The 15,907-nt window shown below is 54.4% G+C and carries 17 protein-coding genes; 6 read left to right on the top strand and 11 right to left on the bottom strand.

Annotation, left to right across the window (positions count from 1 at the left end; all coding sequences use genetic code 11):
• Window positions 1-19: 19 nt before the first annotated feature.
• The 10 genes from ABIE64_RS03260 to rpsF form a co-directional block, all read right to left on the bottom strand.
• On the bottom strand, window positions 20-706 hold the full coding sequence (locus tag ABIE64_RS03260; RefSeq protein ID WP_007090363.1) for a CvpA family protein: 687 nt from the start codon (window positions 704-706) through the stop codon (window positions 20-22).
• Between the two features lie 62 nt (window positions 707-768).
• On the bottom strand, window positions 769-2,181 hold the full coding sequence (radA, locus tag ABIE64_RS03265; protein WP_037990082.1) for a DNA repair protein RadA: 1,413 nt from the start codon (window positions 2,179-2,181) through the stop codon (window positions 769-771).
• 53 nt (window positions 2,182-2,234) lie between these two features.
• Window positions 2,235-3,011 (bottom strand): ABC transporter ATP-binding protein, encoded by a 777-nt coding sequence (locus ABIE64_RS03270; RefSeq protein ID WP_354376625.1) that lies wholly within the window; start codon window positions 3,009-3,011, stop codon window positions 2,235-2,237.
• A 9-nt stretch (window positions 3,012-3,020) separates the two neighbouring features.
• A complete protein-coding gene (locus tag ABIE64_RS03275; RefSeq protein WP_007090360.1) occupies window positions 3,021-3,794 on the bottom strand; it encodes an MlaE family ABC transporter permease in 774 nt (257 codons plus the stop codon).
• A gap of 59 nt (window positions 3,795-3,853) precedes the next feature.
• Window positions 3,854-4,975: an alanine racemase gene (alr, locus tag ABIE64_RS03280; RefSeq protein ID WP_063095628.1), complete on the bottom strand. Its 1,122-nt coding sequence runs from the start codon at window positions 4,973-4,975 to the stop codon at window positions 3,854-3,856.
• A 43-nt stretch (window positions 4,976-5,018) separates the two neighbouring features.
• A complete protein-coding gene (locus ABIE64_RS03285) occupies window positions 5,019-6,557 on the bottom strand; it encodes a replicative DNA helicase (protein WP_007090358.1) in 1,539 nt (512 codons plus the stop codon).
• A 187-nt stretch (window positions 6,558-6,744) separates the two neighbouring features.
• A complete protein-coding gene (gene rplI / locus ABIE64_RS03290) occupies window positions 6,745-7,350 on the bottom strand; it encodes a 50S ribosomal protein L9 (protein ID WP_007090357.1) in 606 nt (201 codons plus the stop codon).
• A complete protein-coding gene (locus ABIE64_RS03295; RefSeq protein WP_354376626.1) occupies window positions 7,350-8,288 on the bottom strand; it encodes a DUF2232 domain-containing protein in 939 nt (312 codons plus the stop codon). The genes rplI and ABIE64_RS03295 overlap by 1 nt, the downstream gene beginning before the upstream one ends.
• A gap of 47 nt (window positions 8,289-8,335) precedes the next feature.
• Entirely contained in the window at window positions 8,336-8,569 is a 234-nt protein-coding gene (gene rpsR, locus ABIE64_RS03300) for a 30S ribosomal protein S18 (protein WP_007090355.1), read from the bottom strand.
• A 22-nt stretch (window positions 8,570-8,591) separates the two neighbouring features.
• Entirely contained in the window at window positions 8,592-8,969 is a 378-nt protein-coding gene (rpsF, locus tag ABIE64_RS03305; RefSeq protein WP_007090354.1) for a 30S ribosomal protein S6, read from the bottom strand.
• Window positions 8,970-9,501: 532 nt separating this feature from the next.
• On the opposite strand from rpsF, the gene fabD reads away from it, so the two are divergent.
• The 5 genes from fabD to mltG all read left to right on the top strand — a co-directional run bounded on the left by fabD (window position 9,502) and on the right by mltG (window position 13,983).
• Window positions 9,502-10,443 carry an ACP S-malonyltransferase gene (gene fabD / locus ABIE64_RS03310; RefSeq protein ID WP_071241148.1) on the top strand — a complete coding sequence of 314 codons (942 nt, stop codon included), beginning with the start codon at window positions 9,502-9,504 and terminating at the stop codon, window positions 10,441-10,443.
• A gap of 38 nt (window positions 10,444-10,481) precedes the next feature.
• Window positions 10,482-11,222 carry a 3-oxoacyl-[acyl-carrier-protein] reductase gene (gene fabG, locus ABIE64_RS03315; protein WP_071241149.1) on the top strand — a complete coding sequence of 247 codons (741 nt, stop codon included), beginning with the start codon at window positions 10,482-10,484 and terminating at the stop codon, window positions 11,220-11,222.
• A 169-nt stretch (window positions 11,223-11,391) separates the two neighbouring features.
• Window positions 11,392-11,628, top strand: a complete 237-nt coding sequence (locus ABIE64_RS03320; RefSeq protein WP_007090351.1) for an acyl carrier protein — start codon at window positions 11,392-11,394, stop codon at window positions 11,626-11,628.
• Window positions 11,629-11,715: 87 nt separating this feature from the next.
• A complete protein-coding gene (gene fabF / locus ABIE64_RS03325; protein ID WP_037990093.1) occupies window positions 11,716-12,975 on the top strand; it encodes a beta-ketoacyl-ACP synthase II in 1,260 nt (419 codons plus the stop codon).
• A gap of 33 nt (window positions 12,976-13,008) precedes the next feature.
• Entirely contained in the window at window positions 13,009-13,983 is a 975-nt protein-coding gene (gene mltG, locus ABIE64_RS03330; RefSeq protein WP_071241150.1) for an endolytic transglycosylase MltG, read from the top strand.
• A gap of 20 nt (window positions 13,984-14,003) precedes the next feature.
• On the opposite strand, the gene ABIE64_RS03335 is transcribed toward mltG, so the two are convergent.
• A complete protein-coding gene (locus ABIE64_RS03335) occupies window positions 14,004-14,828 on the bottom strand; it encodes an SDR family NAD(P)-dependent oxidoreductase (protein ID WP_007090348.1) in 825 nt (274 codons plus the stop codon).
• Between the two features lie 189 nt (window positions 14,829-15,017).
• Here ABIE64_RS03335 and ABIE64_RS03340 point away from each other — a divergent pair, with 189 nt between their 5' ends.
• On the top strand, window positions 15,018-15,902 hold the full coding sequence (locus ABIE64_RS03340; protein ID WP_071241151.1) for a YicC/YloC family endoribonuclease: 885 nt from the start codon (window positions 15,018-15,020) through the stop codon (window positions 15,900-15,902).
• Window positions 15,903-15,907 lie beyond the last annotated feature (5 nt).

Below are 15,907 nucleotides of genomic sequence, written 5' to 3' on the forward strand. Positions count from 1 at the left end.
CATGCGAAACCCTATCGCCTCACTCGTTGGTGGTCGCCTCAATCAGACGATCCAAATCATCGCGCGAGGGCCTTGTATACCCGTTTAGGGGCTTGGGTCCAGCACCTTTTGGCTCAGGACCCAGAAGTTGACGGTATGTCTGGTCGTTGATTTCCGCATCACGTTGCGCACGGGCAATTTCTTCGGCGGTTGTGTCAAAGATTTCATTGGGCATTGCGCGCATCAGCAGAAACGCACCTTCTTCCAGAACCGGGCGGGTACGGGCGTCTCGAACCCAGTCTGGCTGCGAGGTAGCCGGCAAAAGCCATGACAGGGCCAGAAAACCAATACAGGCGATAAGCCCGCCACGCAGAAGCCCGAAGACAAAGCCAAGCGTGCTATCGAGGCTATCAAGACCGGAATTCTGAACGGCACGACCAATACGCCCGCTGATGAAGGAAAAGATCAGAAAGCTTATCAGAAACAAGCCAACCCCGGTGGCCAGATCGGCAATCAGTTCGGAAGGAATCAGATCACGCACATAGGGGCGCGCGACCGGATAACCATACAATGCGCAAAGACCAGCCCCGACCCAGCCCATCATCGACAGGGTTTCATGGATAAAGCCGCGGAAAAATGCAAACAGACCGGAGATCAGGACAATGCCTACTATCACCAGATCGAATACGTCCCGTGCACCAAGATCGGGTAGGCTGGAAAAGTCCATAATTTCGTAAATCCTGTTGGTCAGTCAGTTCGCAGTACGCGCACAAAAAAGCCGGGCAACGATCAATACATGCCTTCGCGCGGACGCACCTTGTCACGAACATCGTCGCCGAAGAGATTTACCAAATCCTGAAGATGGCCGATTTCACGCTGGTTAAGGCCCTTGATCGTGATCTTCTTCTTGCCGTTGCCACCGGTTCGCGGGCTATAGGCATTTACAAAGCCGAGTTTGGCGGCTTCTTTAAGGCGTGATTCGATTTGACCGACAGGGCGGACTTCGCCCGAAAGGCCGACTTCGCCGACAATAACGGTTTCGGCAGGAACCGGCGCATCTGCGACGGCAGATATAAGGGCAGCCGCCACGGCAAGGTCGGCGGCGGGTTCGCCCACACGCATACCACCGGCAACGTTCAGGTAAACGTCAAATTGGCTAAGGGGCAAGCCACAGCGCGCATCCAGAACCGCAAGGATCATGTTCATACGCGCCGAATCCCAGCCGACAACCGCCCGACGTGGCGTGGCGAGTGCAGATTGCGCGACCAGCGCCTGAATTTCCACCAGCATCGGGCGGGTGCCTTCAAGCCCGGCAAACACGGCGGTGCCCGATACCGGGGCTTCGCGGTCGGCAAGGAAAAGGGCGGACGGGTTCGGGACTTCGACAAGGCCCGCATCGCCCATTTCAAACACGCCAATTTCATCGGTCGCACCAAAACGGTTTTTAACCGCGCGCAGAATGCGGAACTGATGGCCGCGTTCGCCTTCGAAATATAGAACCGTGTCGACCATGTGTTCCAGAACACGGGGACCGGCAATCTGGCCTTCCTTGGTGACGTGACCGACAAGGATCACGGCAAAACCCTTGCGCTTGGCAAGGCGGATCAGTTCAAGTGCACAGGCGCGGACCTGCGATACGGTACCCGGGGCACTGTCGAGCGTATCGGCATACATCGTCTGAATGGAATCGATGACCACGACTTCATGTGAACTTTGATCCAGTGTCGCGATGATATCGCGCAGGCTGGTTGCGGCGGCAAAATCGACCTTTGATTTTTCAAGTCCAAGACGGGCGGCACGCATGCGCACCTGATCAACCGCTTCCTCGCCCGAGATATAGGCACATTTATGTCTGGTCGACAGGACGCCAACGGCCTGCAACAGGATCGTTGATTTACCGATCCCAGGATCGCCGCCAACCAAAAGGGCAGAGCCAGGAACAAGGCCGCCACCAACCGCACGATCAAGTTCGGCAATGCCGGTTATGATGCGGGGCGGGCTTGCACTTTCACCTTCAAGGGCGACGAAATCAAGCTGTTTGCCCTTCGACCCGGTCGCGATGCCACCGGTTGCCTTGGGGCTGGCTTCAATGCGTTCTTCCTCGATCGAATTCCATTCGCCGCAGGCATCGCAACGTCCGGTCCATTTCCGGTATTCTGCACCGCAATTCTGGCAGATGAAACGACTTTGGGTTTTGGCCACAGGTGGCTCCGCGCATGAGGATGGAACGAAACAGGCGAAGGGGCTGATCGTGATCAGAGATGCTTCAGATCAAGATCCAGAGGACCTTCGATATCACCCGAAACGAACTGTTGCAAATAGGGGTTATCGGCATTGTCGATTTCAGAAACCGGACCATCCCAGATGATTTTGCCCTGATATAGCATGGCAACGCGATCAGCGATTTTGCGCGCGCTTGCCATGTCATGGGTGATGGTCATCGCACAGGCACCAAGCTCGCGGGTGCATTTGACGATCAGATCATTGATCACGTCACCCATGATCGGGTCGATGCCAGTGGTCGGTTCATCAAAAAACAGGATTTCCGGTTCGGTGGCAATGGCGCGTGCCAAACCGACACGTTTTTGCATGCCGCCCGAAAGAGATGCAGGGGACATATTGGCGACTTCGGGGCCAAGGCCGACATCGGAAAGTCTTGCTATGGCAATGTCACGGGCCTGTTTGCGTTTCATGCCGCGGCCTTCGATCAGACCGAAGGCGACATTTTCCCAAACAGGCACGGAGTCAAACAACGCGGCCCCCTGAAACAGCATGCCGGTATGATCAAGCATGTCTTCACGGGCGGACCGCGATGCCCCGACCATTTCAACACCGTTGACCTTGATGGATCCTTGTTCAGGTGTCAGCAAACCCAGAACGCATTTCAGTGTAACGGACTTACCAGTACCAGAGCCGCCGATGATGGCAACGGATTCTCCCGGGCCGACATCAAGATTGACCCCCTGGAGCACCTTTTTGGGGCCAAAGGACTTGTGTACATCACGAAGCGAGATTTTGGCTGTGTCGCTCATATCCCGACCTTAGCGTGTGAAGAAAAGTTCGGTGACGATGTAGTTCGATATCAGAATCAGGATAGAGCTTGAAACCACAGCATTGGTTGTGGCTTGCCCGACGCCTTGTGCGCCACCACGCGAATGATATCCGTGATAGCAACCCATAAGCGTGATCAGGAAGCCGAAGACCGCCGCCTTGACCAGACCCGAAACAACATCAAGCTGTTCAAGATACTGGAAGGTGTTGCGGATATAGGAACCGTCATTGAAGCCGAGCTTGTTCACCCCGACAAGATATCCGCCCAGCACCCCGATGATATCCCCGATCAGGACCAGCACGGGCAGGGTCAGCAGCCCGGCAATGACACGTGGGACCACCAGATATTTGAACGGGTTGGTCGACAGGGTCACCAATGCGTCGATCTGTTCGGTGACGCGCATGGTACCGATTTCAGCCGCAATCGCCGCCCCGACACGACCGGCCACCATCAGGCCGGCCAAAACCGGGCCCAGTTCGCGGGTCATCGAAATGACGACAACCGTGGCAACCGCACTTTCGGCAGAAAAGCGTGAAAAGCCTGAATAGGATTGCAGGGCCAGAACCATCCCGGCAAACAGCGTCGTCATGGCGACGACCGGCAACGAGAAATAGCCAATCTCGCGCATCTGTTTGAAAATCAGTCGGAAATAGAATGGCGGCGTTACCATATGGCCAATGGTGCGCCCGGCAAATACCGTTACGCGACCAACGAGAGCCAAAAAGGCAAGGAACATACGGCCAACCGGCGCAAAGATCGGCATTGGAATTATTATTTCCCCTGTTGCAGGCCAGTCATTGACTGTTGGCCGATTTCTTCAAGTCAGCTTTCTGTATAGACCCGCCGATAGCGATGTCCAAGAGAAGTCAGTATTTCATAACCGATTGTACCCGCAGCACTTGCGATGTCGTCAACTGTCATTTTGTCATCAATCAACGGAATCATATCGCCCGGCTGCAACGGCTTGCCCGGAAGATCGGTGATATCAATACTGATTGCATCCATCGAAACCCGTCCGACATACGGGACTTCATGCCCTTTGATGCGCAGTTTTCCTGAATTCGAAAGCGAACGCAGCCATCCATCGGCATAACCAACGGCAACTGTCGCAATGCGGCTGGCTCGTTCCGCGCGCCAGGTGCTGCCATAACCAACCGCCTCGCCAGCGACGATCTGACGCACCTGAAGTACCTTTGCGGTCAGTTTTACCACCGGACGCATCGGGTTGGTGGTTTCGGGGGTCGGGTTTCCACCCCAAAGCGCAAAGCCCGGACGGCAGAATTCGAGGTGATAATCGTTGTTACGGAAAATCGCCGAGGAATTGCAGAAACCGCGCGGAGCAGGCGGCAGGCGGCGATACCATTTCATGAACAGTTCGTACTGTTCGGCAGTGACCGGATTTTCAAGCTCGTCGGCGGCGACCGGGTGGGTCATATATCCCGCTTTTTCGAAGCCGTATAAAAGAGACGAATAACGATCCACCAGTTCGCCGATCTCGCGCGGGGCAAGACCCAAACGGTTCATCCCGGTATCAAGATGAATGAAGGCCGGTGCGGGGCGTTCATGTTCACGGCAAAGATTTGACCAGCGTTCGATCTGACCAAGGTCATTGAGAACCGGAATGACATCATTTTCGATAAAGAATTCTTCGTCGCCGGGCAGGACACCGTTCAGAACAGCAATGCGACCACCGCCACGCAGAAGCGGGAACAGGTCGGCTGCTTCGTTTGCCTGTGCGACAAAGAAAAGACGGCAACCCTGCTTTTTGAGAACAGGCACAATGGTTTGTGCGCCAAGGCCATAAGCATCTGCTTTGACAACAGCGCCACAAGTCCGCCCTTTGTAGCGTTTCTTGATGATCTGGTAGTTGTCAGCAATCGCCTTCAGATTGATCTGAAGTTCGGCACACTCAGCAGCACGGCCGGCGGCGGGAAGAACGCTCATTCGCAATACCCCGTGGAGTCCGTTTCGGTTTCAGGCTCAAGGCCTATTCATATTCTTCTTCGATATGGTCAAGGTCGCCAAACTTGGTGTAGTTCCCGTCAAAGAACAGGCGTACGTTGCCCACCGGGCCGTGACGCTGTTTGGCGATAATGACTTCTGCGGTGTTATAGACGTGGTTCAGGCGATCCTGCCACTGGGAGTAACGTTCGCCGAACTTGTCGGTAGCTTCTTCCGGACGTTGTGCCGGTTCTGCACGTTCGAGATAATATTGTTCACGGTAAATGAACATCACAACGTCGGCGTCCTGCTCGATCGAGCCCGATTCACGCAAATCCGACAACTGCGGACGTTTGTCTTCGCGCTGTTCGACGGCACGTGAAAGCTGCGACAGGGCTAGAACCGGAACTTCGAGTTCCTTGGCGATTGCCTTTAGCATACGGGTGATTTCGGAAACTTCCTGTACGCGGCCATCGCCGCGGAAGTTGGTTGGCGGTGCCAGAAGTTGCAGGTAATCGACGACGATCATCGCAAGGCCGTGCTGACGTTTCAGGCGGCGGCAACGTGTGCGCAGGGTCGAAACCGGAAGAGCCGGCGTATCATCGATATAAAGCGGAACGGTATTGAGTTCCTGAGTGGCAACCACAAGACGCTGGAAATCGTCTTCGTTCAAATCGCCGCGGCGCATGTTGTCGCCCGAAACCTCGGCCGCCTGGGACAGAAGTCGCCCAGCCAGCTGTTCTGCCGCCATCTCGAGCGAGAAAACCGCGACAGCGCCGGTCTTGAGTTCGTCGCCCGCCTCGGCACCGGTTTTTCGGTTCTGATGCGATGCAATGGCGGCGTTAAATGCCACGTTCATTGCAAGCGCGGTTTTACCCATTGATGGACGTCCGGCAAGGATCAGCAAGTCAGAAGCGTGCAGACCGCCAAGCTTACGGTCGATATCGCGCAGGCCAGTGGTTACACCAACAACCTTTCCGGCATTTTTATAGGCGTGTTCAATGTTTTCGTATGCCTTGGTCAGGGCAGGGCCGAATGCAACGAAACCGGATTCAGCAGCACCCGCCGTCGCCAGAGAGAAAAGTTTCTGTTCGGCTTTCTCGATCTGGTTGGCGGCGTCAGTTTCGATTTCGTAGCGATAGGCTTCGTTGACGGTGTCTTCGCCGATTTCAATCAGTTCGCGGCGCAGATACAGGTCGTATACCAGTTTGCCGTAATCGCCGGCATTGATAACCGAGACAAGGTTGTTTGACAGTTCGGCCAGATATTGCGCGCCACCGATTTCAGCCAGATGTTCGTCCTGCCGAAAGAACGCCGACAGGGTCACCGGGTTGGCTAGCTGACCGCGTTCGATCAATTTGCCGCAGGCTTCAAAAATACGGCCATGGCGGGCGTCCGCGAAATGTTCGGGACGCAGTATATCTGAAACGCGTTCGTAAGCGGCGTTATTGTTCAGGATGGCGCCAAGCAGTGCTGCCTCTGCCTCGAAGTTATGAGGCGGAGTCCGTTCGAGCACCATTTCAGTGTTGCCACCGTGGTTTTCTTCGAGGGGTGCGAACAGGGCATCTAGCTGGGGATCAGTCATGGCGTAAAAAGGTATCAGTCATCTTGTTGGGCTGAAAGGGCTAATCGGTATAACTCATAGCCGGTATTCCGCAAGCGCAGAGGTCGCCTTCGGTGTAAAAAGCTGAAATATATTACAAAACCATAAGAAAACGGCGCATCCTTGCGGATACGCCGTTTCCAAACTGGCTTTGAATGAAAGACAACGATTAAACGTTGGCTTCTTCTTCGCCTTCAGCTTCGTCAGCAAAGTCTTCCGGAACGTCTTCTTCGAAGAGTTCTTCAGCAGCTTCCAGAGCTTCTTCGGCTTCCATTTCGTCGATGGTGCCCAGAACGGCGCCGCCCTTACGAAGCTGCTCGACGGCATCTTCTTCGGAACGTGCGACGTTGGCGGTCACTTCAACGGAAACTTCCGGGTGCAGGTTGATTTTGACCTGGTGCAGACCAAGGGTCTTGATCGGCTGATCAAGAACGACCTGGGTGCGCGCAACGGTAAAGCCTGCTTCGGTAACCGCGTTCGAGATATCACGTGCGGTAACCGAACCGTAAAGGTGACCAACATCGGATGCCTGACGAACGAGGGTGACAGCAACGTCGCCCATGTTCTCGGCAACCGCTTCGGCTTCTTTGCGGCGGTCAAGGTTGTCAGCTTCGAGCTGTGCTTTTTTAGCTTCGAAAACTGCCAGATTTGCTTTGTTTGCGCGAAGGGCCATGCCCTTCGGAAGCAAACGGTTGCGGGCATGGCCCGGCTTGACGGTGACTACGTCACCCATCTGACCGAGTTTTTCTACCCGCTGGAGCAGAATAACTTCCATCACCGATCCTCCTCATTGCTACGGGTCATCGGTTGTTTCCCCCGCAGCCTGATTAAATGCTCAACAATTCCAAGTCCGGTGATCGCGATAAACGACCATGTGGACAGAACCGCGACGATATAGAATACCGTCAGTATCATACGTTTTTGCGGCCAACGGGCTGCCTGCCCGTGCACCAGTGCCAATCCCTGAATCAGGAACGGCACTGCCAGCACCACCGCGACGTTTCGCGCCACATAGGCCAAAGATCCATCGGCAAAGCCGACCAGAAATCCAGCCAGGGCGAACGCAAACAGTGACCATCCAGGCAAGGCCATCGAGGCCAGATCGGGCGACGGACGCAAATTGCGACCGGACCGCACCAGAATTGCCTGTGCGATCGCAGCATTGGCAAACAGCATAAGAAGCCAGCTTACCGCCACAATCGCCGGGAAATACGTTTGGAACATGTCGATGATATTCTGAAGTTCGGGCGTCATAGGGACCCCCATTTCTGAATACATCTGACCCAGGAACTGCGAAATGAATTCCTGGATGTCCAAACCTTCCGCCGTTACGCTGCCGGTGATGACAATCATCACCATTGCAATCATGACGGCCATGGCGCTTACCACTATTCCGGTCGGAACAAAGCCCGGTTTCCCGGTTTCGTCCTTGCGGATGACCAGCGCCAAGCGGGTCAACAACATCGCCGGTCCGGCAAACACGACCATAAAGACCGTGAAAGGCAGCAGTCCCCCCAGTAGAACAAGGGCACTACATGCGGCAATTGCCGCAACCAGCAGGCGTTTTGGACCTTGCCACAATCCGATAAGAAAAAGTGGCAGGTGCCCGAAATATGAAAGCAACAGAGCCAGCGGATTACCTGACAATACAAGCAGGAACAGGACAGAACTGCCCAAACCTGCACCGACTGCCATTAAAATGTTACGCGACATCAGTTACTCCAGGCCCGAGACCGCAAGAGGGTCTCTTGCCGACTGCCTCAGACCTGATCTGAATACGGCAGCAGCGCCAGGAAACGGGCACGTTTAATGGCTTTCGCCAGTTCGCGCTGTTTCTTGGCCGAAACCGCAGTGATACGGCTCGGAACGATTTTGCCGCGTTCGGAAACGAAACGCTGCAGCAGTTTGACATCTTTGTAGTCAATCTTCGGCGCATCCGCACCCGAGAACGGGCAGGTTTTGCGGCGACGGAAAAACAGACGACGTCCAGCCATAATAAATTCTCCTCGCTATCTGTTAGCCGTGCTGACGGGGACCGCCACGGCGATTACCGCCACGGCCGCCGCGCTCGTCGCGGTTACGCAGAATGGCTGACTGTTCTTCTTCGAACTCTTCAACCTTGACAGTCATCTGACGCAGAACGTCCTCGTTCAGGCGCATCTGACGCTCGTATTCCGCAATCGTGGCGTTGTCGGCTTCGATCTGGAAGAGAGTATAGTGACCTTTGCGGTTCTTCTTGACACGGTATGTCAGGGAACGCAGGCCCCAATATTCGGTTTTGGCAATTTTGCCACCAAGACCTTCAACGGTCTGGGCCAGTTTTTCATTCAGGGCTTCGACCTGTGCGGTCGAGAAGTCCTGACGTGCGATAAACACGCTCTCGTACTTATTCATAATACTCCTATTACTCCTTTTGGCTTGTCTCTTCCTCGCATGACCTCGTGCCATGCAGGCATAGCCGGGCAACCCCGGCAAGGAGCCGTGAGACGGCGGAATATACACTTTTCCACAGGGCATGCAACCGTAAATGCCCCATCAAACTTCTGCTGAAAACCGCGCGAAACCTGCCATCATGAACGGTATGGGGATTGATGGTTCTTTAATAGTGGTAAACCGCAGAAAACCGGCCTTTTGTGTCATTCAGTGCAGAATTGAATAGCATTTGTATATATCAGGTTGGATGCTTGATGCTTTGCGGGCAAGAACGCGCCGGAAGCAAACAGGCCACGTTGCACTGCGCAACAAGGTTTTGTTTTCGGCGTTTGGCAAGTCTGTTACCTTTCGGGGCAACAAAGCGACGGAAAGTCGCATGACAATGTCGTCTGTTCTTGACACAGGGCTTGCGGGCAGTATCAAGGGTAGCTCGAAAAAAGGGATCTGACCGAACCGGGTCCTTACGAAAGCAGACAAGGGTAAATTACACATAATGACACGCGCATTCGTTTTCCCCGGTCAGGGGTCGCAAGCGGTAGGTATGGGCAAGGAACTGGCAGATGCATTTCCGGTTGCCCGCGAAGTTTTTCAGGAAGTTGATGACGCTCTTTCGCAGAAACTCAGCACCCTGATGTTCGAAGGTCCTGAAAACGAATTGACACTGACGGAGAATGCGCAGCCTGCTCTGATGACTGTCAGTCTTGCGGTTACCCGTGTTCTTGAATCCGAAGGCGGTTTCAAGCTTGCTGATAAATGTGATCTGGTTGCGGGCCATTCGCTGGGTGAATATTCGGCCCTTGCAGCTGCGGGCACCTTTGGGATTGCAGATGCGGCTCGCCTTCTGAAAATTCGTGGGCAGGCGATGCAGGCCGCTGTGCCGGTTGGTGTCGGCGCGATGGCAGCTCTTCTTGGGCTTAACTATGTCGACGCCGTTGCTGTTGCCGAAGAAGCTGCGCAAGGTGATGTCTGTACCGCTGCAAATGACAATGCCGACGGACAGGTTGTTGTTTCGGGCCATAAGGCGGCCGTTGAGCGCGCGATCGAGATAGCCAAGGAAAAGGGGGCAAAACGCGCTGTTTTGCTGCCGGTGTCGGCACCGTTCCATTGCCCGTTGATGCAACCGGCTGCAGACCGTATGGCCGAAGCACTGGCGTCTGTGGCGATGAATGCCCCCGGTAAACCGGTTGTCGCAAACGTGATTGCGGAAAAAACTGCTGATCCGGAAACCATTCGTAAACTCCTTGTGGAGCAGGTTTGCGGAACCGTGCGCTGGCGTGAGTCTGTTCTTTATATGAAAGAGCAGGGTGTCACCGATCTGGTGGAGCTGGGCGCGGGTAAAGTTTTGAGTGGTATGGTTCGCCGTATCGACCGCGATCTTACCGGTTTGGCCGTTAATGGCCCGGCCGATATCGAAAGCTTCCTCGGCACGCTTTAAGCGTTGCTCGAAACAGACGAACCCAAAGGGATAGATTGATGTTTGATCTTGCAGGCAAGACCGCACTTGTAACCGGCGCGACTGGTGGTATCGGCGGTGAAATTGCCAAAATTCTGGCTGCGGCCGGTGCAAAGGTTGCTCTTTCGGGCACGCGCGTAGAACGCCTTCTGGCTGTTGCCGCAGAAATTGGTGAAAATGCTGTTGTCGTTCCGGGTAACCTTTCTGACCCGGAATCGGTTGCAGGTCTGATCAAGGATGCCGAAGAAGCCCTTGGCGGTCAGCTTGACATTCTGGTCAATAATGCCGGTATTACCCGTGATCAGCTCGCGATGCGCATGAAAGACGAAGACTGGCAGGCGGTTCTCGATGTGAACTTGACGGCTGCTTTCAAGCTTGCGCGAAACGCGTTGCGCGGGATGATGAAACGCCGTCATGGCCGTATTATCAATATTACCTCGATCGTTGGTGTGACAGGGAATCCGGGCCAGACCAACTATTCGGCAGCGAAGGCCGGAATGATCGGATGGTCAAAATCCTTGGCACAGGAAGTTGCATCGCGCGGAATTACTGTTAACTGTGTTGCACCGGGGTTCATTACCACGGCGATGACAGACGAGCTTGATGACGGACAGAAAGAAAAGCTTCTGGCCAATGTTCCTGCCGGGCGCATGGGGGAAAGCAAAGAGATCGCAGCAGCGGTTCTGTATCTGGCAAGCGACGAAGCCGCTTATGTCACGGGGCAGACCTTGCATGTGAATGGCGGAATGGCGATGATTTAACCCGTTGCGGGTTGCTTGCTTTTCTGTTTAAAAGAGGCCGCTATAGAAAATCACGAAACCGGCAATTGCGGTTGTCGGATTCCGGTCCTCGCAAATTCCTTCAATAGGGGGAAGGCGCGAAGAACCAATCAAAACCAACTGACAGAAAACCTATTGAAGGATTTGAGCTATGAGTGATGTCGCAGATCGCGTGAAGAAGATCGTTGTCGAGCACCTCGGTGTCGAGGAAGACAAGGTCACCGAAAACGCAAGCTTCATCGACGATCTGGGCGCCGACAGCCTGGACACTGTCGAGCTGGTCATGGCGTTTGAAGAAGAATTCGGTTGCGAAATTCCTGATGACGCAGCAGAAAAAATTCTGACCGTTAAAGACGCGATCGACTTCATCGAAAAGGCGAACGGCTAATCTTGCCGTGAGACATGGGCGCCAGAGGGCATCCTCAGGCGCCCTTTTCGTCTTTGCTGTATTCATAAAATAAAGGCGTAGTGCGGGATGAGACGCGTAGTTGTTACCGGTATTGGTGCTGTTACTCCGCTTGCCAGCGGCGCACAGAACACCTGGCAGAAATTGCTGGACGGCCAATCCGGAATCAAAAGCATCGACACTTTCGATGTGTCCGATATCCCGGCCAAGATCGCTGGCCTTGTGCCGCGCGGTGTGGGTGACGGACTTTTCAACGCGGAAGATCATGTCTCGATCAAAGACATGAAAAAAATGGACGATTTCATCGTCTATGGTGTTGCCGCTGCCGATCAGGCACTGGCCGATTCCGGCTGGAAGCCCGAAACTGATGAAGACCAGGAAAATACTGGTGTTTTGATCGGTTCGGGTATTGGTGGTTTGCCGAAGATCTCCGAAGCCACGGAGCTGGTGAATAACGGCAAAACCCGCCGTGTCAGCCCATTTTTCATTCCGTCCTGCCTGATCAATCTGGTTTCCGGCCAGGTTTCGATCAAACATGGCCTTAAAGGCCCGAACCATGCTGTCGTTACGGCATGTTCAACCGGTGCGCACGCCATTGGCGACGCATCGCGCATGATCATGCTGGGCGATGCCGATGTTATGGTTGCCGGGGGGGCTGAAGCCGCTGTTTGCCGGTTGGGTATGGCGGGCTTTGCGGCGGCGCGTGCCTTGTCCACCGGTTACAACGATACCCCGACCGAAGCATCGCGCCCCTGGGATCAGGGCCGTGACGGTTTTGTCATGGGGGAAGGTGCCGGTTGTGTGGTGCTTGAAGAATACGAGCACGCCAAAGCCCGTGGCGCTAGAATCTATGCCGAAGTTGCCGGTTATGGCATGTCGGGTGACGCTTATCACATCACGGCACCTGCCGAAGACGGCAATGGTGGTTTCCGTTCGATGCGCAATGCCCTTCGCAATGCGGGCGTTAACCCGGAAGACGTCGATTATGTGAACGCACATGGTACGTCGACTCCGTTGGGTGATGAAATCGAACTCGGTGCGGTAAAACGTCTGTTCGGGGATTCGGTATCGAAACTTTCGATGTCCTCGACCAAATCGGCAACCGGCCATCTTCTTGGCGCAGCAGGTGCGATCGAGGCTGTGTTCTCGATCCTTGCAATCCATGAAGGTATTGTTCCGCCGACCCTTAACCTGCGTAATCCTTCCGAAGCTTGCCTCGGAATTGATCTGGTTCCGCTTGAAGCGAAGAAACGCAAGGTCAATGTCGCCCTGTCGAACTCGTTCGGCTTTGGCGGTACCAATGCTTCGCTGGTCTTCAAAGGCGTGTAAGACAGCAGATTCAACCTGACAGAGGGAAACCCCTTGAAGCGTTTTCTGCTTGTTCTTGGCTTTTTATGCATCACCGCCGCGCTCACCATTGGTGGGGCGGCGGTGTATGTTTATGTGCAGTATACATCGCCCAGCAAGCTGGCGCAGGGCAGTGATATTGTCATTCCGCAGGGTACCGGTGTTCGCGGGATTGCGGACATCTTTCGCCGCCAAAATATTATTCAGGAACCGCTTGTGTTTCTGCTTGGTGTCCGCATCGCCGGTCTTGATCGGGCATTGCGCGCAGGAGAATATCATTTTCCTGCGCGTGTCAGCCCCAAACAGGCCGCAGAAATTCTTGCGACCGGTGATACTGTAAAACGGTTTGTGACGATCCCTGAAGGGCTGCGCTCAAGCGAGATCGTCACCCGTATCAATCTTGTAGATGGTCTCATTGGTGAAATTTCTGATGTTCCGCCTGATGGTATGCTTCTGCCAGAGACCTATCAGTTTTCGTTCGGTGATACGAAACAAAGCATCATTGATCGTATGGCAGCAGCACATGATGCGCTGGTAACCCAGTTATGGCCGGGACGAGAAGCCAATCTGCCGTATGATACCATCGAAGAAGCGATTGTTCTGGCATCGATTGTAGAACGGGAAACCGGTGTTGCTGCGGAACGTCCACGTGTTGCGGGGGTTTTTGTCAACCGGCTCAGAATGAATATGCGTTTGCAGTCCGATCCGACGGTCGCTTATGCAATCAGCCCGGATGAACCGCTTGACCGTGCCTTGACGCGTGCTGATTTGAAATTCGATAGTCCCTACAATACTTATGTGTCATCCGGGTTACCACCGGGACCGATAACAAATCCTGGACGTGACGCGATCTATGCCGTTTTGCATCCTGCCGAAACTGACGAGGTTTATTTCGTCGCGGATGGAACGGGCGGTCATGCCTTTGCCCGGACTTTGGACGAGCATAACCGCAATGTCACGCGTTGGCGCCGCATCCGGGATCGCCAATAAGTAACTGGTTATCCCCGTTTTTATTGACGCGGCTGTATATGTTCGGACGTTGATGCCAGTCTTTGGCGCGTTTGGCTTTTCGATGCCTTTCGCGGGATGCGCGATGCCGCCATGTCCAGCAGTGATTGAGGGACCATTTTCAGAACACCAACCAGAATGTTCATTTGCCAGGGAAAAGCTATCATTCCCTTGTTCTTCGACAGGCCTTTATCAATCTTGATTGCGGCCTTGTCGGCCTGCATGAAGAATGGCATGGGAAAGTCGTTGGCATCGGTAATGCGGCTTTTGACAAATCCCGGACAAATCACATTCACCTTTATCCCGAAGGGGGCAAGGGCACCCCGGAGTCCTTCACCATACGTCCTTACGGCGGCCTTGCTGGCACAGTAAGCCGGGGCGGACGGAAGACCACGCCAAGATGCCTGCGATGAAACCAGTGCGATCTGGCCGTGCCTACGTGCGGACATGAAGGCGATGGCAGGATCAATCGTGTTGAGAACACCCGCAACATTGGTTGCAAAAATATCGCGTACCTGATCGGGGTCTTCACCCTCGCTGCCGGTTCCGGCTGAAATACCCGCATTGGCGACAATCAGGCTCAGCGGTGTAATCTGGTCGCATTTGGTAACATATTCAGCCATCGTTTCGCGTTCGGTCACATCAAGCACATCGGCAAATACATTTGCCCCTGCAGCGCGGCATTCATTTTCGACCAGTTTCAAACGTGTTTGGTCCCGGCCGCTGATAAACAGGGTGACCCCGGTGCGGGCATAGTGACGCGCAAGGGCGGCCCCGATGCCCGAGCTGGCACCGGTAATCAGGATGGCGTGGTATTGCAGTGACATGGTTGCTCGTGATCCCGTTGGACGTGTTCCGAATTGTTCGCGCGGAACATGGGACAGCATTAGGGCAGCATTATGAAATGCGGGCAATAACTGTCTGTCTTGATGATCGATCATCAAACGACAATCCCTTGGCGCGCCGAGGCACAAACGTTATAAACGGGCAACCGACAATTCAGACTGGATAAGAATATGACCGTATCAAGCATGACCGGGTTCGCCCGCACCGACGGCGGTGCAGAAGGCTTTGGCTGGACCTGGGAGCTTCGCAGTGTCAATGGCAAGGGATTGGACGTTCGTACGCGCCTTAACGGTGGCTTTGAACGTCTGGAGCCTGTTGTACGAGACGCCGTTGTCAAACGGTTCAAGCGAGGCAATATGGGGGTCACGTTAAATGTTGTCCGCCCCGGGGAAACCAGTGCCTATCGCATTAACCGCGATCTACTTGCCGAATTGGTTGCGCTGGCCGAGGAATTTGATCGCGCCAGTAGCCTTTCGGCCGGGACGATTGCAGATTTGATGAATGTGCGTGGCGTTCTTGAAGCGGTCGAACATCAGGAAGACGACGACAGTCGCGAAAATCTGGATGCCGCGATTCTTGAAAGCTTTGGCGAGGCGCTTGATCAACTGGCAGCACATCGTGCCGAAGAAGGGGCGAAGCTTGACGAAATGCTGCGTGGTCATATTGATCGTATCGAGGAAGCCGTCCTGAGAGCTGAAAATTGCGCGTCCGTTCGAAGCGATGCGATCAAGGCAAAGCTCAAGCGTCAGATCGATGAGCTGATGGAAACAGACAAGTTCGATCCCGAACGGCTTCATCAGGAAGCAGTTTTGCTTGCGACCAAGGCGGATGTTCGGGAGGAAATTGATCGACTTAAAGCCCATATCATCGCCGCACGCGACATGATCCAAAAAGGCGGTGCGATTGGCCGTAAACTTGATTTCCAATGTCAGGAATTCAATCGTGAAGCCAATACGCTTTGTTCCAAGGCGAATGATATTGAACTGACCAGTTGCGGCATGGAGCTTAAGGTCATAATCGATCAACTGCGCGAGCAGGTTCAGAACGTTGAATAAGGACA

It is taken from the genome of Thalassospira sp. MBR-102, from assembly GCF_040549275.1.
GTDB classification, from domain to species: Bacteria; Pseudomonadota; Alphaproteobacteria; order Rhodospirillales; family Thalassospiraceae; genus Thalassospira; species Thalassospira xiamenensis.

Bases quoted from the DNA above. Each gene is read 5' to 3' on its own strand.
- rplI (WP_007090357.1), bottom strand. From the start codon at position 7,350: ATGGAAGTTATTCTGCTCCAGCGGGTAGAAAAACTCGGTCAGATGGGT.
- ABIE64_RS03340 (WP_071241151.1), top strand. From the start codon at position 15,018: ATGACCGTATCAAGCATGACCGGGTTCGCCCGCACCGACGGCGGTGCA.
- fabG (WP_071241149.1), top strand. From the start codon at position 10,482: ATGTTTGATCTTGCAGGCAAGACCGCACTTGTAACCGGCGCGACTGGT.
- ABIE64_RS03295 (WP_354376626.1), bottom strand. From the start codon at position 8,288: ATGTCGCGTAACATTTTAATGGCAGTCGGTGCAGGTTTGGGCAGTTCT.
- ABIE64_RS03275 (WP_007090360.1), bottom strand. From the start codon at position 3,794: ATGCCGATCTTTGCGCCGGTTGGCCGTATGTTCCTTGCCTTTTTGGCT.
- fabF (WP_037990093.1), top strand. From the start codon at position 11,716: ATGAGACGCGTAGTTGTTACCGGTATTGGTGCTGTTACTCCGCTTGCC.
- alr (WP_063095628.1), bottom strand. From the start codon at position 4,975: ATGAGCGTTCTTCCCGCCGCCGGCCGTGCTGCTGAGTGTGCCGAACTT.
- ABIE64_RS03260 (WP_007090363.1), bottom strand. From the start codon at position 706: ATGGACTTTTCCAGCCTACCCGATCTTGGTGCACGGGACGTATTCGAT.
- rpsR (WP_007090355.1), bottom strand. From the start codon at position 8,569: ATGGCTGGACGTCGTCTGTTTTTCCGTCGCCGCAAAACCTGCCCGTTC.
- ABIE64_RS03285 (WP_007090358.1), bottom strand. From the start codon at position 6,557: ATGACTGATCCCCAGCTAGATGCCCTGTTCGCACCCCTCGAAGAAAAC.
- rpsF (WP_007090354.1), bottom strand. From the start codon at position 8,969: ATGAATAAGTACGAGAGCGTGTTTATCGCACGTCAGGACTTCTCGACC.
- ABIE64_RS03335 (WP_007090348.1), bottom strand. From the start codon at position 14,828: ATGTCACTGCAATACCACGCCATCCTGATTACCGGTGCCAGCTCGGGC.
- fabD (WP_071241148.1), top strand. From the start codon at position 9,502: ATGACACGCGCATTCGTTTTCCCCGGTCAGGGGTCGCAAGCGGTAGGT.
- ABIE64_RS03270 (WP_354376625.1), bottom strand. From the start codon at position 3,011: ATGAGCGACACAGCCAAAATCTCGCTTCGTGATGTACACAAGTCCTTT.
- ABIE64_RS03320 (WP_007090351.1), top strand. From the start codon at position 11,392: ATGAGTGATGTCGCAGATCGCGTGAAGAAGATCGTTGTCGAGCACCTC.